This window comes from Streptomyces sp. A01 (assembly GCF_059026195.1).
Window position 1 is genome coordinate 56,331 of sequence record NZ_JBWLKN010000013.1, and the last position, 19,568, is coordinate 75,898.

The following is a 19,568-nucleotide window of genomic DNA, read 5'->3' on the forward strand; positions in this document are numbered from 1 at the left end:
CACGCATGGCGGGACCGGGGATGTCAGCTCCGGAGTCGGCCCATCTCCCGTTCCGCGAAAGCGCGAAAGCCGCGCGGCGGGTGGCCAGTGAGGCGCTGAACGGTGTCGGTGGTGCGGTCCTCGGCGCCTTCGGCGATGGCGTGGTCCATGCCTGCGAGCATCGCGGCGAACTCGGCGGGCATGTCGGCGGCCAGGCGGTGGCGCATCTGCTCGTAGGTCAGCTGACAGTGGGTGATGGTCCTGCCGGTGACCTGGGTGAGGATGGCGGCGATGTCTCCGTAGCTCAGCGCTTGCGGCCCGGTGATGACCAGGTCGGTGTTCGGCGACCGCGCCTCGGTCAGTGCGCGCACGGCGACGGCGGCGATGTCGTCGGCGTCGACGAACCCGACACGGCCCTCGCCGGCTGCCGTTCGGATGGTCCCGTCCGCTCGGATGGTTCGGGCGTGCGCGTGGTCGCCGGTGAAGTTCTGCATGAACCACGAGGGCCGCAGGACCGCCCATTGCGAGAACAGGCCGGGCAGGGCCTGGTGGACCTGACCCACGGCAGGGCCACCGGCGGGGATCGCCGACGAGCTGAGCAGGACCGCGCGGCGGACTCCCCCGGTGCGGGCCTGCCGGAGGAAGGGCAGCATGACGGCTGCCGGGTCCGGCACGCCGAGCGGCGGGATGAGATAGACCCGGTCCGCGCCGTCGAGGGCGCCTTCGAAGGACGCGGGGTCGTCCCAGTCGAACCGCACGGGACAGCAGCCGCCCACCGGGGTGGCGCGTCGGCTGGCGGCCTTGACACGCCGGCCTCCGGCGGCCAGTCGGGCGGCGACGCGGCCACCAGTGGTGCCGGTGGCCCCGATGACCAGCGCGAACTCCTGGGACACATTCATGAGTTACTCCCGGCGAAGTTGGTGGCGGGGTCCTGGACGACGAGCGGGTTCCAGTAGTCGCGGTAGCGGGTGATGAGGCCGTTCTCGATGGTGACAACGGCGATGTAGGACATGTCGAAGGGGCTTTCCGTCTGCACCAGGCGGCCCACACCGCGCATCTCGACCACGATGGTCTCCGGGGCGATGGTCTGGTGAATCTCGACCTCGGGGAAGTCATGAAGGTCTATGCGGTCGGGGTAGTCACGCATGTACTCGGCGACGGCCGCCTTGCCCTCCAGCCGCTTCGGCCAGCCTTCCGGAGCGAAGGGGAACTCGAAAATCCCGTTCTCGTCCCACAGGTCGACCCAGGCGGGGATGTCCTTGTCCAGTAGCAGCTGCAAGCCGTGCCGATAAAGGTCCGCCGGTGCGGTGTTCGCGGTCATGGGTTACTCCATCCCGTACGATACGGACCCTGGGTCCGTTTCATGTGCCCGACGATACGGACCCAGGGTCCGCTTTGCAACCGGAGGAACCGCATGCCCGAGCGCAAGCCACGCGCGGACGCCACTCGCAACCGCGAGGCCGTCCTTGCGGCTGCCGACACACTCTTCGCCCGTTGCGGAAGCCCTGAGGCGGTCACCATGGCCGACATCGCGGCGGCAGCCGGCGTCGGTAAGGCAACGCTCTTCCGTGGCTTCGGCGACCGCACCGGTCTGATCCACGCGCTGTACGAGATGCGGCTCGCACCGATCAGGCTGGCCGTCGAAGAAGGCGCACCACCCCTGGGGCCCGCCACCCCACCACTCCAGCGTGTACCCGCACTCCTCGACGCCGTCCTGTGCTTCAAGCTCGACAACCGCCACCTTGCCCTGGCACTGGAGGGAACCGGCGGCGACAGCCCTTATGCGGCAGAACACTACGAGCGGTGGCACAGCACACTCCAGACCGCGCTGGAGCAGGTTCCGGGACTCGCCAACAGCGATTTCACCGCGCACGCTCTGCTTGCCGCCACCCGTGCCGACCTCGTCGAACACCTCGTCGGCCAACAGCGGATGACACGCCAGCAGATGCGGGATCACCTGCGGGCCTTCACCACCGGAGTCCTGGAACCCCGAGCACCACTGGTTTGATCTCGCGCCCGGTCCGCACTACGCGCGGCCCTCCTGGCTCGCAGTGGCACGGGACAGCGAGGATCACAAACGGCTACGTGCGGTTGTGCGGCGCGTCATCGACTTCTACGCCGCGTGGGTGCCTCAGCCCTGGGCGGCCATTGGTGCCCGCGCGGAGGCGCCATCAACGAGTCCCACTGGCGGTGTCCTCTGGATGCCTTCGGGGGACTCCGGTACCTGATCCGCACTCAGGCCCGGGGAGCGGCGTCGAGATCGCGGATGAACTCTCCCACGCGCCCGCCTCCGGGAGGTGCGGTCGGCAGACGCGCCTACCGGTCTCCGCGCGGCACGTGGGTACGAGCACGCGGGTGAGACCCGCACCGCACATGAAAGTCGCGGGAAGCACCGCCCTCAGCGTGTCGTCAGGCCGCGGTCTTGGAGTTCGTCCGCGCACTCCTCTGGCACCGCTACGTCCTTGGCGGTGAGTGTGGCCTGGTGCCCAGGTGTCGCGGACGGGTTGAGCGCTTCCTGCTGCTCGCGCTTGGCCTCGGCGCGGGCTCGTTCGAGATCGTCGGCGATCTCCTGGCAGACGACCGCGTACGTGCCCGTCGCCGACGTGGGCTCCCCGGCGGGGGAATCCGAGGTGCGCGTGGAGGGCTCGCCGTTGAGGGCGGAGGTGGCGGCGATGCCGGCCAGGCACAGCCCCACCCAGACGGCGATGATCCGCCAGCGGGCGCTCACGTTGCTGCCGTCCCGGCGGTGACGCCGACGAAGGTGATCACGGTGAGGGTGAGTATCGCGGTACGCCCGACCTTCATCGAAAGTCCTTTCCGCCTTGCCACCGCCGAGACTATGAGGTGCACGGTCTCCAGATCACCCGGCGCGAGCCCGAACCCGGCGCCCCGCGGACCTGACCCCCGCCAAGGAGGCGAAGATGTTCCTACGGCCCCAGCTCAGGACACTGCTGCGGGACGGCTCCAAGGGCGCCGAGCGGCACGACGCGCGCGACCTTCAGAGAACCTGGCGCGAGTTCGCCGCTTTCGCGCGACGCCCACCCGGCCCGGGCACTGACGCCCGTCCGGCGCGCGCGGGCAGCCACACAGCGGCGGCGTGTCCGACGGGGCCGGAGGCGATGATGACGGCCTCGCGCACACCGCTCACGCGGTGGCCCGCGGCGTCGGGGCGATCTCGGCGATCAGGTCTTCGACCAGGGTCTTGATCTCGTCACGGATCGGGCGGACGGCTTCGACGCTCTGTCCTGCCGGGTCCTCCAGCTGCCAGTCCAGGTAGCGCTTGCCCGGGAAGACCGGGCAGGTGTCACCGCAGCCCATGGTGACGCACACATCGGATTCCCTGACCGCGTCGGTGGTGAGGATCTTCGGGGTCTGGGCGGAGATGTCGATGCCGACCTCGCGCATCGCCTCGACGGCGGCCGGGTTGACGGCCGGGCCGGGGCTGGAACCGGCGGAGCGGACCTCGACGCGGTCTCCGGCCAGATGGGTCAGCCAGGCGGCCGCCATCTGGGACCGGCCCGCGTTGTGGACACAGACGAACAGCACGGAGGGCTTGTCGGACATCCGGGTCTCTCTTGTCTCGCGTCGGGATCAGGCACCCTTGACGTCAGCGCCCGGTGGCGTCAGCTGCCACTGATGTGACAGTATCAGCCCATGATGACGTCAGTCGACACTGAACTGATCCGGGTACTGGGTGACCCGCTCAGGCTGAAGATCGTGACTCTGCTGGCCCGCGAGACCCTGTGCACGACGCACCTGGTGGAGGAGACCGGCGCCCGGCAGACGAACCTGTCCAACCACCTGCGGGTGCTACGGGAGGCCGGAGTGGTGGAGACCGAGCCGTGTGGCCGGTTCACCTACTACAAGCTGCGGCCAGAGGTCATCGCCCAGCTCGCGGGTCAGTTCGCCGACCTGGCCGAGTCCGCTCGTACCGCTGCCGAGAACAAGAGGGCCTGTCCGTGACCCCCACAGAACCGACCACCATCGCACCCCCGCAGAGCGGTGAGGAGGCGTCGGTCGTCGCCAAGCTGTCCACCCTCGACCGTTTCCTGGCCGTGTGGATTCTGCTCGCCATGGCTCTCGGTCTGGGGCTCGGCCGCCTGATCCCCGGGCTGGACGACGCGCTCGCCAAGGTCGAGATAGGCGGTATCTCGCTGCCCATCGCCGCCGGCCTGCTGATCATGATGTATCCGGTCCTGGCCAAGGTCCGCTACGACAAGCTCGACGCGGTCACCGGCGACAAGAAGCTGATGGTCTCCTCGCTGGTCATCAACTGGATCGTCGGACCGGCGGTGATGTTCGCGCTGGCTTGGATCTTCCTGCCCGACCTGCCGGAGTACCGCACCGGCCTGATCATCGTCGGGCTCGCCCGCTGCATCGCCATGGTCATCATCTGGAACGACCTGGCCTGCGGCGACCGGGAGGCCGCCGCCGTTCTGGTCGCGCTCAACTCCGTCTTCCAGGTCATCGCCTTCGGTCTGCTCGGTTGGCTCTACCTCGACCTGCTGCCCGGTTGGCTCGGCCTCGGCGACGGTGAACAGCTCGACATCTCGATGTGGAAGATCGCACTGAACGTCGTCGTCTTCCTCGGCATCCCCCTGCTCGCCGGTTTCCTCACCCGCCGCCTGGGCGAGAAGAAGATGGGCCTTGAGCACTACGAGGCGGCGTTCCTCCCGAAGATCGGCCCCTTCGCGCTGTACGGGCTGCTGTTCACGATCGTCATCCTCTTCGCCCTGCAAGGGAAGACGATCACCTCGCAGCCGCTGGACGTCGCCCGGATCGCGCTGCCGCTGCTGGTCTATTTCGCGCTCATGTGGGCGGGCAGCTTCCTGCTGGGCAAGGGCATCGGCCTGGCCTACGACCGCACCACGACGCTCGCCTTCACCGCGGCCGGCAACAACTTCGAACTCGCCATCGCGGTCGCCATCGCGACGTTCGGCGTCACCTCCGGCCAGGCCCTGTCCGGCGTCGTCGGCCCGCTGATCGAGGTCCCCGTCCTGATCGGTCTGGTCTACGTCTCTCTCGCGTGGCGCAGGAAGTTCGCCCCCACAGCAGTCACCACGAGCGGCTCGGCGCGCTGATGAGCCGCCTCAACCACCACCCCCACCCCGCGACCAGCGCGGTCGGCGTGTGCCGCGCCCGCGGCGCCGCTGCCCGCCCGGGCCGTGCCTGGTTGACCACCCGGCAGGTACGCCTGGCCACCCTGCCCGTGCCCGGGCACTCGCAGGCGGCCCGCGTGGCTGTGTGTGGGGTGCGTACGTACGACGAGGCCCTCACCGTGGCCGCGGTCTCGTGACCACGGCGACCGATGTGGTGGTGGTCGGAGGCGGACAGGCGGGGCTCGCCGCCGGCTACCACCTGCGCCGCCAGGGCCTGGCCTTCGTCATTCTCGACGCCCGGCGGACGCCGGGCGGCGCGTGGCAGCGCACCTGGGACTCCCTGCACCTGTTCTCGCCCGCGGCGTACTCCTCCCTTCCCGGCTGGCTGATGCCCGCCGAGGCGGGAGTGGAGTACCCCGGCGCCGGACACGTCGTGGAGTATCTGGCCGCGTACGAACAGCGCTACGACCTGCCCGTCCAGCGCCCCGTACACGTGGAAGCCGTCCACCGCGACGGCGAGCGGCTGCGCGTGGAAACCGGCACCGGGGACTGGTCCGCCCGCGCGGTCGTCTCAGCGACCGGTACGTGGTGGCGGCCCTTCCTGCCGGCCGTCCCCGGACGCGGCCTGTACAGCGGGCGCCAGCTGCACACCGTGGAATACCGCTCCCCGGCCGAGTTCGCCGGGCAGCGGGTCATCGTCGTCGGCGGTGGCAACTCCGGGGCCCAGATCGCCGCCGACCTTGCCCCTGGCGCCGACCTGGCGTGGGTCACCCAGCGCCCGCCGCGGTTTCTGGCCGACGACATCGACGGACGAGCCCTGTTCGACGCGGCCACCGCCCGCCGACGCGCTCTGGACACCGGGGTGGCGGATACCGGCGGGGTCGCCTCGCTGGGTGACATCGTCGCCGTCCCCCCGGTTCGGGCGGCCCGCGACGCGGGGCTGCTCAAAGCCCAGCCGATGTTCGCGCGCCTCACCCGAAGCGGCGTCGAGTGGGCCGACGGGACCCGGGAGCGGGCGGACGCGGTGATCTGGTGCACCGGATTCCGCCCCGCCCTCTCCCACCTCGCGCCCCTGGGACTGCGCGGCCCGCGCGGGCACATTCCCACCGACGGCACACGAGCCGTCAACGAGCCGCGTCTGCACCTGCTGGGCTACGGCGACTGGACCGGACCCGCGTCCGCGACCCTCATCGGTGTCGGCCGACCCGCCCGCGACGCGGCGCGTCAGATCGCCGGGCTGCTGCGCTGACAGCGCGTCAGAGCCCGGTGGCAGCCGGCGCCCCGCGCACATGGGCGGCCAGCGGCGGGATGACGTAATCGGCGTCGCGTCCGACACCGCGCAGGGTGTTGGAGGCAAAGGAGCGCTGGAACTCCAGACCCAGGTAGACCAGGCCGGGGTGGGTCGCGGAAAGGCCGCCGCTGTGCAGCGGCATGCCGTCGGCGTCCAGCGCGCCGAGCGGCCTCAGGTAGCCCAGGCTGGGCCGGTATCCGGTGGCCAACAAGACCGTGTCGACCCTCTCGTGGGCGCCGTCCGCCCAGAGCACCGCGTCACCTTCGAGCGCGGTGAACATCGGCCGCCTGTCAAGGGGCCCGGTTTCCAGGGCCTTTCGATAGCGGCCGCTGTCCAGAACGAGGGTGCCGCCGACGTAGTGGGTGAGCCAGGCGGGCGGCAGCTGGTCGAAGCCGGTGGCCGTCAGCCAGTGGTGGATGTCCCGGCCCCCGCGTCGCTGGGCCAGGAACCGCACGGGGTTGCGGCTGGCGAGCGTCACCGGAGCCACCTCCGCGAGCTCGTGGCCGATCTGGACGGCCGTGTTGCCGCTGCCCACGACGACCACACGCTTGCCCGCGTACGGCTCGGGGCCGCGGTAGCCGGCGGCGTGCAGCAATTCGCCGGTGAAGGTCTCCTGGCCGGGCAGGGCGGGCAGCAGCGGATTGGCGAAGGCGCCGGTGGCCGCGACGATCCCGGACGCCACGATGCCGCGCCCCTCGGCGGTGCGCAGGAGGAATCCGGCATCGTCGGCCTCCACAGCCTCGATACGGGTGCGGGTGCGGATCTCGGCATCCAGCCGGTCCGCGTAGCGGGTGAGGTAGTCGACGACTTCATCGCGGTGCGGGTAGCGGTCTCCGTCGCCGCCGAAGGGCAGGCCGGGCAGGGCGCTGTAGCGGGCGGGAGAGAACAGGGTGAGGCTGTCGTAGTACTGCGGCCACGAACCGGCCGCCCGCCCGGATGCCTCCAGTACCACCGGGGTAAGCCCCGTCTCCCGTATGGCGTGCGCGGCGGCCAGCCCTGACTGTCCGCCCCCGATCACCGCGACGTCTATGTGCTCCACGTTCCAGCCCCCTTGATTCGACGTACGTCTATGTTGACGCCTATCGAATCAGATGTCATGCTGACCGCGCAATCCATCGATGCGTGTCGAAGCAGAAGGAGTCGTCGTGAACGCGCCCATCACCGAGCTGCCCGTCGTCGTCATCGGGGCAGGCCCCGTCGGCCTGGCCGCCGCCGCCCATCTGACCGAGCGCGGCCTTCAGCCCCTGATCCTGGAGGCGGGCCCGTCCGCCGCGTCCGCAGTCCGGGAATGGGCGCATGTGCGGCTGTTCTCCCCCTGGGCCGAGGTCACCGATCCCGCCGCCGAGAAGCTCCTGGCCCCCACCGGCTGGGTCCGCCCGGACGGCGCCGCCTACCCCAGCGGTGGCGACTGGGCAGCGCTCTACCTCCAGCCGCTGGCCGACGCCCTGGGAGACGCGGTCCACTACAACGCCACCGTCACCGGTGTCTCACGCGCCGGGCGGGACCGGATCGTGGACGCCGACCGCGAGCGACAGCCCTTCCTCCTGCATGTCACCTCGGCCGACGGCCGCGAGAGGCGCGTTTTTGCCCGCGCGGTGATCGACGCCTCCGGCACCTGGTCCACCCCGAGCCCCGTCGGCGGCAGCGGTCTGCCCGCACTCGGGGAGAAGGCCGCCGCCGACCGCGTCTCCTACCAGGTGCCTGACCTGAAGGACCCGGCTGTCCGCGCCCGCTACGCCGGTCGGCGCACCGCCGTCATCGGCTCCGGCGCCTCCGCGTTCACCGCGCTGGCCATGCTGGCGGACCTGGCCAAGAACGAAGCAGGAACGCACGCGGTGTGGGTTCTGCGGCGCGGCATCAGCGGCAGCACCTACGGCGGTGGTGAAGCCGACCAGCTTCCCGCCCGCGGTGCGCTGGGCCTCGCCGCGAAGGCCGCGGTCGACGACGGCTACGCCTCGGCGGTCACGGGCTTTCGCACCGCCGAAATCGAGCGTGACGGCCAGGGGCGGCTCATCCTGGTCGATGACGACGGCCGCCGCGCCGAGCCGGTCGACGAGGTCATCGCCCTCACCGGCTTCCGCCCCGACCTGTCCTTCCTCTCCGAAATCCGCCTCGGTCTGGACGAGCGCCTCCAGGCGCCGGTCGCACTCGCCCCGCTCATCGACCCCAACCAGCACTCCTGCGGCACCGTCTACCCCCACGGAGCGGGCGAACTGTCCCACCCTGAGCCGGACGTCTACCTCGTCGGCATGAAGTCCTACGGCCGCGCCCCGACGTTCCTGGCGATGACCGGCTACGAGCAGGTCCGTTCCATCGCCGCCGCGCTGGCCGGCGACCGGGAGGCGGCGGAACGCGTGGAGCTGACCCTGCCCGAGACCGGGGTGTGCGGCGGCGCCGGCCTCTTCGACGAGCCCGAAGCCGACCAGGCCGGCGGGGGTGGCTGCTGCGCGGCCCCGGCCACCGCGCAGACCGGCGTCGGCACACCGGTCGCCATGCCGGGGGGTTGCTGACCGAAGTGGCCAGCCTGGACGCCCGCGCGGCCGCGACCGGCGGAGGGGGCCGGTCGCGGCCGCGCGCCGTACTGCCCGCTCTGTGCCTGACGCAGATCATCAGTTGGGGCGTCGTCTACTACGCCTTCCCCGTCCTGAATCCGGCCATCACCTCCAGCACCGGCTGGTCCCCGACCGCCACCACCGCGGCCTTCTCGGCGGCCCTGCTCGTCTCCGCACTGGTCGGCATCCCCATCGGCCGCGTCCTGGACACCCGCGGACCACGCGCGGTGATGACCGGCGGCTCCGTCCTCGCCGCCGCCAGCGTGCTGGCCGTGGCGTACGCGCCCAACCTCACCGTCTTCACCACCGCGTGGCTGCTCGCCGGGGTGGCGATGGCAGCCACCTTCTACCAGCCCGCGTTCGCCGCTCTCACCCGGTGGTGGGCACAAGACCGCGTCCGGGCACTGACGATCGTCACCCTCTCCGGCGGGTTGGCCTCTACCGTCTTCGCCCCCCTGACCGCGGCGCTCGCCGAGCACCTGTCCTGGCGTGCGACCTACGGCGTGCTCGCCGCGATCCTGGCCGTCGTCACCATCCCTGTCCACGCCCTCGCGCTACGCGCCCCCTGGCCGGCCGCCCCGCCGTCGGCGTCCGGCCACCACCAGACACGCGGCTCCCCGCCGGTGACGCGCGGCCGCCCCTTCATCCTGCTCGCCGCCGCCCTCACCCTCTCCGGATTCGCGATGTCCGCCGTCGTCATCGCGCTTGTCCCGCTGCTCACCGAACGCGGCGCGTCCACCACCGCCGCCGCGTGGGCCTTGGGCCTGGGAGGAGCGGGCCAGGCCCTCGGACGCACCCTCTACGCCACCCTCGCCCGCCGCACCCCGACCACCACCCGTACCGCTGCCCTCATCGCGGCCGGAGCCGCCACCACCGCGGCCCTGGCCGTGACGCCCGGCCCGATCGCGCTGCTGACCCTCATCGCGGTCATCGCCGGCATGGTCCGCGGCAACCTCACCCTCCTCCGCGCCACCGCTGTCAGCGACCGCTGGGGCACCGCGCACTACGGCCGCCTCAGCTCTTTGCTCGCCGCACCGGTCACCACCGCCACCGCCCTCGCTCCCTTCGCCGGGGCAGCACTCTCCGGACCGCTCGGCGGCTACACCAACCTCTTCACGCTCCTGGCCGCCCTCTCCCTGACCGCGGCCGCCCTCGCGCTCGGGACGGGGATGACAGGACGGCCCAACGAGGGGACGTGACGCCATACTTGGCCCGGCGGCCCGGCGGCCCGGCGGCCCGGCAGCCCCGCGCGACGCGCCTGCGCACTCGCCGCGGTCCGCCCACACTGTCCCGCCGACCGGCATATGGCGCACGACCAACGGCGACTGCCCGCCCGTGTACGCAACAACCACGAGAACCTGTAGAGGTCTCGGCCAACGCCCGGCACCACTCGCCGGGCTACACCATGGCGCGGTACGGCAGGCGCCGCGCTGAGGGGTCCAGCCACAGAAATTGTGTCGTGGTGGTCTCTGCCAGCAACGCTGTCTTGATCGACGTCACGGTCATTCGTGTGCCCATCAGTCGGTGATCCTCGTGTGGTTCGCTGTCGCTCTGGCGTGCCTCCCCAAGTGTGCGGTGATATGGATGCGACCCTGCCCTGTTCCGGTCGCCACAGGGGAGTGCATGACGCCGACGCCTGGGGCCAGGGACTGCGGCCTACCCAGCGACGGGTGGCCATAGCCCAACCCACGAAAAATACAGGCCCCTTGGCCACGAACCCGCGCCCGCCTTGCGATGTGCCGCTCTCAGGTCCTCGTTGTCCTGGTGGTCAGCAGCCAAGCGGCCCGTAGCAATGAGGAGGCCGCGACGAGCGCCGCACGCCTGGGCGCGCTGGTCTGCTCAGGGCTCGTCGCCGGTGGACAGCGGCGTACCGTTGGTGCGAGACCTCTCACTCTCCTGATAGGTAGGGCCATGACGGCATCACTTGGAGACCGACTCGTTGAGCTGCGCCAACGCACTGGCTCCCCAGCCTCCAGGGCTGGGGAGCCAGTTCTTAGCATCATCGTGTGCCTGTCAGGCCCTGACTATGTCGCGCCCCCGGCGGACACCGCCCGCGGTGCGCTCTCGGTCCTGCCCGTCAGACCCCTGCGACACCGACACCTCGGTGAGCGGCCCACGCTTGTGCGGCTGTCGCCATCTCCCTGAGCCATGCCGCATCGGGTTTCCGCTCAGCGAACGCGCGATGCATGCGCAAGGTGGCCTTGGCGAAGGCATCGACTGCCCTCGGATCTGCGCCCCCCCACGCTGCGCAGCCAGCCGCCCAGGATTCGGCGGACTCGGCACTGTGCCCGGCGGCGATGAGTTGCACGACGAGGCACGCCGGGTCGATGAACCTCGCACCGTGAGTAGGCCAAGACCAGTCCACCACCCATGCAGCGTTGTCGCCGAGCATGATGTTGCTCGGGTTGATGTCGGTGTGAAGCAGCGCGTCCCCCCGGAACAGTCCTGCTTCCGACTCGCCCGACGTGAATTCGTCCCATCGGTCCTCCCGCCAGTCCTGCGCGAGCCCAGGAGGATGGATGTCTCCGATGCGGTCAACGGCACCGACAATCGCGGGGAGGTCTGGCGAACCGGGTTCGAAGCGAGATGACCGCCCTGTGACAGCTTCGAACCCGAGGATGATCCACCCCTCCCCCTCGACGCTCCAGAGCAGGGGAGGTGAGAGGGGCTGCACGTACGGGTTGATCAGCCGTTCCCGGACGATGGAGTCTCGTCGGCCTCCCGGATGATTGAACATGGCCTTGGTGAAGAACGACCCCTTCTCGCATGTGATGATCGCGGCGAAATCAGAGCTGAACCCACGACTCGGGACCCGAACTTCAGTCACGTCACCAGTGTGCGGGTAGATCAGTTCCCGAAAGTGGGAGTCGGGCAAATCGGCCACGCCAGGCCCTCTCAGTCGTTTCAGTTCTTCGGCCGGCACTCACTGGGCGGTGTACCTGGCCGACAAGCGGAGTTTGGTTCGCACCTCGGGTCACACGGATTATTGGGAACACAATCGGGAGAGCATGTCATGGCCCCGCGCGCGCCGCGAATAGTCGCAGTGACTTCAGACATAGCAGAACCCGCGAGAATTTCACCCAAGGCGGTGTCATGGACGTTCCCGACGCTCATCCAGTCGGAGAAAACACACGGCGAGACATCGCCGGTCGGGCTGATGGCGGCGGTACCAACACCGCACCAGCCACAGAGGTTAGCCGGGTTGGGCGCCTGGCCCTGCGCGGCTCGCCCGAAGGGACGAGCATGGTCGATGCCGATGTGCCTGACCCCAAGAGCCTCCAGCTCGCGCTGGGCCTCTTCTACACGCTGCGTCTCGGTGATCCCGATGATTCCCGCGCGCAGCGGAACACCCAGCCGTACAGCCGTCTTGATGTTTGCCAGGGTGCGGGCGTGGCTGGGGCGCCCAGTGACAGTGTTGTGCTCGGCGGCGGTGTCCGAATAGTAGGACGTGGCGAGCGTGAATCCGGGACGTTGGAAGACCGTCCAACATGCGTCCGATACGTGTACCAGGTTGCTGTAGACCTCGGTCTGAAGACCGAGGTTCAGCGCGTGGTCCGTCAGGCCCAGGAAATCCGGATGAAGGGTCGGCTCACCGCCGATGATCTGGACGCGGCGCACACCACAGGCGGCGGACTGGTCTAAGACACTGACCCAGTCCTCGCGGGTCATGGTGCCGTGTGTGCCGTCCGGGCCCGAGGCGTTATAGCAGTGGGTGCACTGGAGTTGACACCGCCGTGTCAGGTCGATCCAGAGGAATTCCGATTTTTTTGTAGCCAGCCTGACCAGGCGTTCGTCGGTTGCTGTCATGGCCTCTCCTCTGTTGTTTGCCAGCGATCTGGTGGCCCGCCTCGCTGGGGCGGGAGTCTGGGAGTTGCATTGCGACCCTGACCCGATTCGGTCGCCATGGGTAGTACTAATCTCGCCGTAGATCCGAAGTGAGATCTGATCGCGGTATGCAGCCCCATGCCCGAGCGGTAAGGCCGCGGCCGTCAGTCGTCGCTCACCCCCGCATGCGGGCCAAGGTGCGGAAGACCTCCGGTGCGCTCGGCCGGTCGTCAGGCGTGAAGCTCAACATGCGTACCAAGAGGCCCCCTAAAGCCCCCTGTACGTACACGCCTTGGAAATCGCCGTAGACGTTCGCCTCACGCTGCGAGACCTCTTCAGCCCCCTCCTCATACGCCACGGCCCGCTGCCCGGTAGCCGCCATGAGGAGAGAGGCGCCAAGGGCATACACATCGCTCTCAGGCGTGGGTACGGGGATCTGTCGGCTGAGCACACTGAGGGAAATCTCGGGGGCCTCATAAAAGGGCGTGCTGGCCCCAGGGTAGGGGAAGTCCGCATGTGAGGGGACGGGGCGGCCTTGCGCAAGGGAAAGGTCAATCAGGTGGGCTCCCGCGGGGCCGATGACGAGGTGCGAGGGCGCCACATTCCCGTGGACCCATCCTCGGGTGTGAAGGTGGGCCAGCGCTTGAGCGCAGGCAGCCGCCTCGGCCAGGTCGGGGGCCTGGCACTGCTGACGGCAGGGCTCCCACATATCCCACAGGCCCAAGCCCTCGTGCCATGGCCTGACGAACCAGGTGCCTTCAAGCCCGTATCCGTGCCGGACTGCGCTGCCGTCGTCGGCCTGCACCGCGACAGCCCCGTCACGTCCTGGGGCTAACGCTGAGTATTTGCGTTCGGCAGGGTAGCCAACTTTTCCCATTAGCTGCCCCGTTGGGGTGGCTATCTTCCAAACAGTTGATCCGTGCCCATTAGTGATCAACTGGCAGCTATTCGCCTGGTAATAGCCCAGGACACAGGAGGGAAGTACACGGGGATCAGATAAGCCGAGCACAGCCAAGCCGCCTTTCAGTACCAGTGAGGTGAGATGAGCCGAACTGACAGGAGGCCCGCCCCTCGCCCCGGACGTGGCGTAGGGGTTGTTCGATCAGAGCGAGGGGCGGAGTATGAGGCGCTAAGCGCCGACGCGTTCGCCATCGCTGAGGAGAGGCAGGTACTGGCCCTGAGTGATGGCGTCATGTGCTTCGCGGATGCGCCGCTCCCAGTACGGCACCGTGTACACGTCCAACTCGTTGAGGGGAACCCATCGGCACTCAGACAGTTCCCCGGCGGCCTCAGGTGGCACAGCTACGGACGGGGCTTCGTCGCCGCTTACGCGGTCACTCGAACAGATGAACGTCAGACCCTCCGCCGCGTCCGGCCGCGCCCGCATCTGGTCCACAGCCACGAACGATGTGAACTCGCGGATGAGCCCCGTCTCCTCCTTCAGCTCCCGCGTTGCGGCATCCGCGATGCTTTCGCCCTCATGGACACCGCCGCCCGGAAGTTGCCAGTGGTCGCGGTAAGTCGGATGGACCAGTAGTACGCGGCCGTCCTCGTCCAGGAGCAGCACCATGGCACCGAGCCGCCGCGCGGGCGGGTTGAGTGGATCGATGTCTTCGTGAGCCATTCGTTTACCTCCTGCTAGGTTCTCGGGCTTCTCGCCGAGACACGGATTACTTGTTGTCGTACAGCCGTTCCGGGGTGTTGTGCCGAACATGCCTGTCTGCCAGGGCTTGTTGCGTGTCCTTCGGGCCGGACTCCCGCTTCCCGGTCTCACGCTTTATCTCCGCTTTGGCTGCGCTTACGGTGTCCTTCTTCTTTCCCATGCTTTCCTCACGTTGTTTTGAGACTCCTGACGTCTACTCTCCTGTGCTTGAGAGCCAGGGCGGGGCTCTAGCCCGCCGCCTGGACCATCAAAGGCCGGCACGTAGCGCACTCCTAGCGGAATCCTCATGATGTCAGCCAGATAGCGACCGCGAAGGCGAGTACCGCTACAGCGGCCCACAGGACTGCGACTTTCCCATCAGGGTGTATACCGCTACCCGATCCAGGATGTTTTGCAGTTGACGCAGGTGTGCCGGTATCCCGTAGTCTTCACCGTCACACACAAACATGTCGGCTTTCGCCGCATCAGCCTGCGGCAGGCCAGCATGAGTGTGGAAAACTGCTGCCCAATTCCAGGCCAGTCCGACGACGCCAGAACCTTGAGAAACACAACTCTCTTTTTATGCAAGGTCGTTGGGGCGAGGTTTAGATTCGACCAGTGGCTCCGGCCTAGGGAATCAAAATGCACCCGAGCAGCACGCCAACTCCGAATACCATCTTGAGTATGATCACTTCTTGCCCTTTCACCATTGAAGGGGTTCGACGTTCCCGCCCGAGCACTCAGGGCAGGGGACTCTCCTTTTTTGCTCACAGACCGAGCAGCCTGAGAGACCGCCGCAGGAGGGACACCAGATCGCTTTGTGGCCCACGCAGAGCCCGCAGTACGTGTCAGGCTTCCGGTGCGGTTCGTGGGGTTTCATTACTCGCTTTTTCATCTGGGGAGCTGCCGCAGCTCGCCCTCTGTCAGGCGCCCGTCCGGCCAAATGGGACGGACGTGTAACCGGTGACCGTGACTCTGAACTGGCCGTGGCCCGGGTTGCGGTTCGCGTGCCCCTGGCACCAGTCCTGTACGGCTTCCTCGTCATCACGGATGCCGAACGAGGCACGGCAGGCCGTACACGTGGCTTCAAACTGCTGGGCCATCGGCCGGCCTTGGCGGAGTGCGAGGCCCGCGAGGACACTCACAATGTGCCCCCGCGAATGCCATGCGGGGTGAGCGGCTGCGGGGGCTTACCGTGAGCCTCCCGGCACAGGTCCGGGTTGCCGCACGCGCACGGGGGCCACTTCAACGCGTCCCCGGGCAAGGGCGGGGGCCTGTGATGGATGGACTGGCTGAACATTCTCGTGATGCGTCCCAAGCCAGCCAAGACGTGCCCAGCATCGGAGCAGTCTCCTGCGTTCGCCATACCCAGTGCCTCCAGATCTTTGGCGATCTGGTGACTAGCGTGCGGCCGTAGACGGCCTTCACCCAGGGACAGGACGTGCGAGTACGCAAGTCAGGTAGGACATGGCGTCCTACTCAAGCATCGATCTCCAAGCGAGCAGCCAACTGCGCGATAGCAGAACTGCGCCGCCGTTGGCGCTCCCGAAGCTCTGCCACCAGGTGACGGGATGCCGAGTGGTATCGCATCCACTCTGGTGCCGTGCGCTCCGCCGTCAGCAAGGCCAATGTCGCTTCGGCGTCGCGGTTCATCTCCGCATTGGCAAGAGCGCGGTCAAGGTAGTGCCGAGCGAGCCACGTGGGGGGGAGGCTCCTCACATTGGTGATCCTCTCAGCATGCTTCAGCGCTTTGTCTGGCTTGCCCATGTCCAGATAGGCGTTTACAGCCGCTACCCCGGCGTTCGTAGGTCCGAAAGGTGTTGCATAGTCAAGCCGATCTACGCCAATGCGCGAGGCTGCCGCAGTGGCTAGAGAGAGAAGATCTTCCGCTGTGTCGATTCGTTCGGCTCGAACCGCGGCACTGGCGCCGCGGAGTAGAAGAATGCCCCACAGCGACAAGTCGATAGGTGCTGAACGGAAACCAGGCTCGATGCGTTCGGCCATGCGTACTGCGACGGTTTCAGCGTCCGATACGCGACCCTGCTTAGAGAAGATCCACGAGAGTGAGGAAACCCCGACGATCTCCAAGCGAGGATCATCGGACTTTTGAGCCGCAGCCATGGAGCGTTCTATAGCCGTGTAAGCGGCATCTTCCTTGCCGAATGCGGTGAGTGTGGTGGCCGCTACCTGGTACGCCTCAGCCAGCACGGCGTAGGCCGCCGCTCGGTCATCGCCGGTGTACTCACGTACGGCAGCGCGGGCATCGGCCAGGAGAGTCGGTAGAAGGGCGGTGATCTTCGTCAACTCGCCCTGGCGGCGGATGCGCTCGGTGCTTCGGATGCTGTCACGTAGCTGGGCGATTATGGGGACAGGAAGGTCTTCAGGTTCGCCGACTCCGGGAAAGTCCGAGAGAGGGGTCACCGCCTGGCGCAAGGCAAGGAGGCTCGGCGACTCTTCCCCGTTGCTAGGCTCCAACACCCTGGGCGCTCCTAAGAGTACGGAAGTCTCCACGTCTAGCGTCCGCGCGAGCTTGCCAAGTGTGCTCATCCGAGCCGTCATTCGCTGGTTCTGCTCTAGCTTCCGGACCGTGTCAACGCTGAGGTCCGCCCTCTCAGCGAGTTGTTCTTGTGTCAGGCCGCTACGCAGACGCAGTTCAACGAGTCGATCCCCAAGTGATGCCGCCATGGCCCTGCCCATCAGGAGAGTTGAGACGCCTCGTGCCAACGGTACGCTCCGACAGGCTCGCAGCAGCACACGAGACGCCAATGGCCCGCTCCCGTACCTGGCGGGGGCGGGCCGATGTGCGGCGGCTACCGCGTCAGTGCTCTTGCGGCGCGCCATTGAACAGCAGACCGCAGCACGTTCCGCCGCTCTTGCGAAAGCGCCGGGGCGCTCGCTCCCGCTCTGCGGCTGCACGATCCTCCGGAGGGGCCGCGGAGCACCCGCGAATCTGCCCCGAGGCTCGTTGGCCGCGTGACCAGCAGCGCCCGAGAGCGGGCAAAAACAGCAGGTGACTGAGATCAACACTGCGAACCCGCAGCGCGGCCCTGTAGGCACATCAGTGCAGGTCAGAAAGGTAATGAGCTGGTGTCCGAGGGGGGACTTGAACCCCCACGCCCGATAAAGGGCACTAGCACCTCAAGCTAGCGCGTCTGCCATTCCGCCACCCGGACAAGGTGTGCTCCGCGGCTTCCCGCGGCGACATGGATAACGATACCAAGGTTTCGCAGTGCGTTTCACCTGCGTATCCACCACTGCGAGGCTGCCGTCCCGGGGCTGGGGCGGGAGCCGTCGGATGGGCCGAACCGGTGAACGCGCGATCGCCGCCCATACGGGACCGCACACCCCTCCCCCGTACCCGTGACCGCCCAGCGAGCGCCGCTTCCCCGGCCGGTCGGGGTCGGGCCCCAGCCGGCCGGGGACGCGTGCGGTCTCCGGACGATCAGTACGTAGTCAGTACGTAGTCAGTACGTAGTCCTAGTCGGTACGTAGTCCTAGTCGGTACGTAGTCAGTTCCTGGCAGTGAGTAGTCACTGCGGTTCGGGGCGGGCGGGGACGGTGGGCGGCGTGGCGTGTGGCGTGTGTGCGGCCCGTGGGGGGTGATCGCCGTCGGGGCGGGTGGGTCAGTCGGGCATCAGGTGGTAGTCGGGGAAGTTGCCCGGGAGGCGCTCGTCGGCGGGGCCCTCGGTGACGGCGCGTACCAGCAGCTCGCCGCCGACGAAGGCGCCTCGCCAGGAGGCGCCGAAGCCGCCGAACAGCTCGTCCCTGTCGCCGCGCGAACGTGGCTTGCCCTGGCCCACCTTGAAGGCCCTGACCTGCGGGGCGAGCCGTTCGAAGGTCTGCTCGTCGTCGCAGGACAGCGTGGCGACCAGCGCGCCGTTGCTGGCGTTCATGGCCGCGAGCAGTTCCGCCTCGGTGTCCACCAGGACGATGGTGTCGACCGGCCCGAACGGTTCGGCGTGGTGCAGTGGTGAGGACGGCGGCGGGTTCAGGAGGGTGACCGGTGGCAGGTAGGCCGAGGTGTCCTGGCCTGGGAGGAAGTGCCCGTCGGCGATGTTGCCCCGGTGCAGCGGGACGGCACCGCGTTCGACGGCCTCGGTGACCTGGTCGCCGAGTTCCTTGGCCTTGGCCGCGTTGATCAGCGGGCCGAAGTCCAGCTCGGGCAGGTCGTCGTCGGGGGCGGCCACGGCCAGCGGGTGGCCCAGGCGCAGCGACCGTACGGCGGGAAGGTAGGCCGCGAGGAAGGCGTCGAAGGACGAGCGCTGGACGACGAACCTCGGGTAGGCCGTGCAGCGCTGCTTCCCGTAGTCGAAGGTCTTACGGATCTGGGTGGCCAGCGCGGGCCAGTCGGTGTAGTTCCAGACGCCCCAGGTGTTGAGGCCCTCCTGTTCGAGGATGTGCCGTTTGCCGAGGTCGGCGACGGCCGTCGCCACGCGCGCGCCGGTGTCGCGGCCACCGACGAAGGACACACAGCCGATCTCGGGCGCGCGGACCAGTGCCCCGGAGAGTTCCCCGCCGCTGCCGCTGACGAGGGTGATGGGCAGCCCCGCGCGGGTGGCGAGCGCCGTGGCGAGGGTGAGGCAGGCGACGCCACCGTCGGTCGGGGTCTTGGCGATGACGGCGTTTCCGGCGAGGGCCTGGACGAGCATGGCGTGGACGAGCACGCTCATCGGGTAGTTCCAGCTGGCGATGTTGCTGACCGGCCCCGGGAGGGGTGTCCGGCACTGGAGCATGCGGTCGATCTCCTCGACGTACCAGCGCACGCCGTCGATCGCCCGGTCCACGTCGGCCTGGGCGAGCCGCCAGGGCTTGCCGATCTCCCAGACGAGGAGGAGGGCGAGGAGTTCGCGGTGTTCGGTGAGGGAGTCCAGGGCGGCGGTGACGCGCGCCCGGCGCTCGGGCAGCGGTGTGTGCCGCCACTCGCGATGCTGGTCGAGGGAGGCCCGGACCGCGTTGGCCGCGGTGGGGGCGTCGAGTCGCGGCGGGCCCGCTATGGGGGTCCCGTCCACGGGGGTGGTCGCGGCGAGGACACGGCCGTCGGCCTGCCATGCGCCGCCCCAGAGGTTGCGGACACGGTCGTCGAGGAACGCCTCGGGAGCCACGGTCAGACAGCGCTGCCAGGCGTCGGTCCAGGCCGTTCGCGGTTTGAGGATGAGGGTGGGTGCTGCCATCAAAGTTAT

20 protein-coding genes and 1 tRNA gene are annotated in these 19,568 nt (G+C 68.5%); 8 read left to right on the forward strand and 13 right to left on the reverse strand.

The window, feature by feature from the left end:
• Window positions 1-23: 23 nt before the first annotated feature.
• Window positions 24-878: a Rossmann-fold NAD(P)-binding domain-containing protein gene (locus tag AC5P1B_RS19075; RefSeq protein ID WP_493888494.1), complete on the reverse strand. Its 855-nt coding sequence runs from the start codon at window positions 876-878 to the stop codon at window positions 24-26.
• Entirely contained in the window at window positions 875-1,300 is a 426-nt protein-coding gene (locus tag AC5P1B_RS19080; protein ID WP_493888495.1) for a nuclear transport factor 2 family protein, read from the reverse strand. Before AC5P1B_RS19080 ends, AC5P1B_RS19075 begins: the two co-directional genes overlap by 4 nt.
• A 93-nt stretch (window positions 1,301-1,393) precedes the next feature.
• Here AC5P1B_RS19080 and AC5P1B_RS19085 point away from each other — a divergent pair, with 93 nt between their 5' ends.
• Complete coding sequence (locus AC5P1B_RS19085) at window positions 1,394-1,987, forward strand: TetR/AcrR family transcriptional regulator (protein WP_493888496.1); 594 nt, start codon at window positions 1,394-1,396, stop codon at window positions 1,985-1,987.
• Window positions 1,988-2,377: 390 nt separating this feature from the next.
• Here the strand turns inward: AC5P1B_RS19085 and AC5P1B_RS19090 are convergent, their stop codons facing one another.
• Both AC5P1B_RS19090 and AC5P1B_RS19095 read right to left on the reverse strand, forming a co-directional pair.
• Window positions 2,378-2,707: a hypothetical protein gene (locus AC5P1B_RS19090; protein ID WP_493888497.1), complete on the reverse strand. Its 330-nt coding sequence runs from the start codon at window positions 2,705-2,707 to the stop codon at window positions 2,378-2,380.
• 416 nt (window positions 2,708-3,123) lie between these two features.
• The gene (locus AC5P1B_RS19095) at window positions 3,124-3,543 is read right to left on the reverse strand and encodes an arsenate reductase ArsC (RefSeq protein ID WP_493888498.1); all 420 of its coding nucleotides are present in this window, start codon (window positions 3,541-3,543) and stop codon (window positions 3,124-3,126) included.
• A gap of 90 nt (window positions 3,544-3,633) precedes the next feature.
• Here AC5P1B_RS19095 and AC5P1B_RS19100 point away from each other — a divergent pair, with 90 nt between their 5' ends.
• Genes AC5P1B_RS19100 through AC5P1B_RS19115 form a run of 4 tightly spaced genes read left to right on the forward strand, consistent with a single transcriptional unit; the run spans window position 3,634 to window position 6,327 of the window.
• Complete coding sequence (locus tag AC5P1B_RS19100) at window positions 3,634-3,942, forward strand: ArsR/SmtB family transcription factor (protein WP_493888499.1); 309 nt, start codon at window positions 3,634-3,636, stop codon at window positions 3,940-3,942.
• Complete coding sequence (gene arsB, locus AC5P1B_RS19105) at window positions 3,939-5,060, forward strand: ACR3 family arsenite efflux transporter (RefSeq protein ID WP_493888500.1); 1,122 nt, start codon at window positions 3,939-3,941, stop codon at window positions 5,058-5,060. The genes AC5P1B_RS19100 and arsB overlap by 4 nt, the downstream gene beginning before the upstream one ends.
• A complete protein-coding gene (locus AC5P1B_RS19110; RefSeq protein ID WP_493888501.1) occupies window positions 5,060-5,275 on the forward strand; it encodes a hypothetical protein in 216 nt (71 codons plus the stop codon). The genes arsB and AC5P1B_RS19110 overlap by 1 nt, the downstream gene beginning before the upstream one ends.
• On the forward strand, window positions 5,272-6,327 hold the full coding sequence (locus tag AC5P1B_RS19115) for an ArsO family NAD(P)H-dependent flavin-containing monooxygenase (protein ID WP_493888502.1): 1,056 nt from the start codon (window positions 5,272-5,274) through the stop codon (window positions 6,325-6,327). The genes AC5P1B_RS19110 and AC5P1B_RS19115 overlap by 4 nt, the downstream gene beginning before the upstream one ends.
• A gap of 7 nt (window positions 6,328-6,334) precedes the next feature.
• Here the strand turns inward: AC5P1B_RS19115 and AC5P1B_RS19120 are convergent, their stop codons facing one another.
• Window positions 6,335-7,408 carry a flavin-containing monooxygenase gene (locus AC5P1B_RS19120; RefSeq protein WP_493888503.1) on the reverse strand — a complete coding sequence of 358 codons (1,074 nt, stop codon included), beginning with the start codon at window positions 7,406-7,408 and terminating at the stop codon, window positions 6,335-6,337.
• A gap of 106 nt (window positions 7,409-7,514) precedes the next feature.
• Here AC5P1B_RS19120 and AC5P1B_RS19125 point away from each other — a divergent pair, with 106 nt between their 5' ends.
• Together AC5P1B_RS19125 and AC5P1B_RS19130 are read left to right on the forward strand one after the other, a co-directional pair.
• On the forward strand, window positions 7,515-8,879 hold the full coding sequence (locus AC5P1B_RS19125; protein WP_493888504.1) for an FAD-dependent oxidoreductase: 1,365 nt from the start codon (window positions 7,515-7,517) through the stop codon (window positions 8,877-8,879).
• On the forward strand, window positions 8,876-10,120 hold the full coding sequence (locus tag AC5P1B_RS19130) for an MFS transporter (protein WP_493888631.1): 1,245 nt from the start codon (window positions 8,876-8,878) through the stop codon (window positions 10,118-10,120). Before AC5P1B_RS19125 ends, AC5P1B_RS19130 begins: the two co-directional genes overlap by 4 nt.
• 878 nt (window positions 10,121-10,998) lie before the next feature.
• On the opposite strand, the gene AC5P1B_RS19135 is transcribed toward AC5P1B_RS19130, so the two are convergent.
• Both AC5P1B_RS19135 and AC5P1B_RS19140 read right to left on the reverse strand, forming a co-directional pair.
• Entirely contained in the window at window positions 10,999-11,805 is an 807-nt protein-coding gene (locus tag AC5P1B_RS19135) for a protein kinase (RefSeq protein ID WP_493888505.1), read from the reverse strand.
• Window positions 11,806-11,825: 20 nt separating this feature from the next.
• Window positions 11,826-12,728 carry a radical SAM/SPASM domain-containing protein gene (locus AC5P1B_RS19140; RefSeq protein WP_493888506.1) on the reverse strand — a complete coding sequence of 301 codons (903 nt, stop codon included), beginning with the start codon at window positions 12,726-12,728 and terminating at the stop codon, window positions 11,826-11,828.
• A 661-nt stretch (window positions 12,729-13,389) separates the two neighbouring features.
• Between AC5P1B_RS19140 and AC5P1B_RS19145 the strand changes: the two genes are divergently transcribed.
• Window positions 13,390-13,581: a hypothetical protein gene (locus AC5P1B_RS19145; RefSeq protein ID WP_493888507.1), complete on the forward strand. Its 192-nt coding sequence runs from the start codon at window positions 13,390-13,392 to the stop codon at window positions 13,579-13,581.
• 294 nt (window positions 13,582-13,875) lie between these two features.
• Here the strand turns inward: AC5P1B_RS19145 and AC5P1B_RS19150 are convergent, their stop codons facing one another.
• The 6 genes from AC5P1B_RS19150 to AC5P1B_RS19175 form a co-directional block, all read right to left on the reverse strand.
• On the reverse strand, window positions 13,876-14,370 hold the full coding sequence (locus AC5P1B_RS19150) for an NUDIX domain-containing protein (RefSeq protein WP_493888508.1): 495 nt from the start codon (window positions 14,368-14,370) through the stop codon (window positions 13,876-13,878).
• A gap of 46 nt (window positions 14,371-14,416) precedes the next feature.
• Complete coding sequence (locus tag AC5P1B_RS19155; RefSeq protein WP_493888509.1) at window positions 14,417-14,569, reverse strand: hypothetical protein; 153 nt, start codon at window positions 14,567-14,569, stop codon at window positions 14,417-14,419.
• 742 nt (window positions 14,570-15,311) lie between these two features.
• Window positions 15,312-15,491 (reverse strand): DUF7848 domain-containing protein, encoded by a 180-nt coding sequence (locus AC5P1B_RS19160; protein WP_493888510.1) that lies wholly within the window; start codon window positions 15,489-15,491, stop codon window positions 15,312-15,314.
• 376 nt (window positions 15,492-15,867) lie between these two features.
• Window positions 15,868-17,085, reverse strand: coding sequence for a helix-turn-helix domain-containing protein (locus AC5P1B_RS19165; RefSeq protein ID WP_493888511.1), 1,218 nt, complete (start codon window positions 17,083-17,085; stop codon window positions 15,868-15,870).
• A gap of 388 nt (window positions 17,086-17,473) precedes the next feature.
• Window positions 17,474-17,561 (reverse strand) — tRNA-Leu (locus AC5P1B_RS19170).
• Between the two features lie 450 nt (window positions 17,562-18,011).
• Complete coding sequence (locus AC5P1B_RS19175) at window positions 18,012-19,559, reverse strand: aldehyde dehydrogenase family protein (RefSeq protein ID WP_493888512.1); 1,548 nt, start codon at window positions 19,557-19,559, stop codon at window positions 18,012-18,014.
• Between the last annotated feature and the right edge of the window lie 9 nt (window positions 19,560-19,568).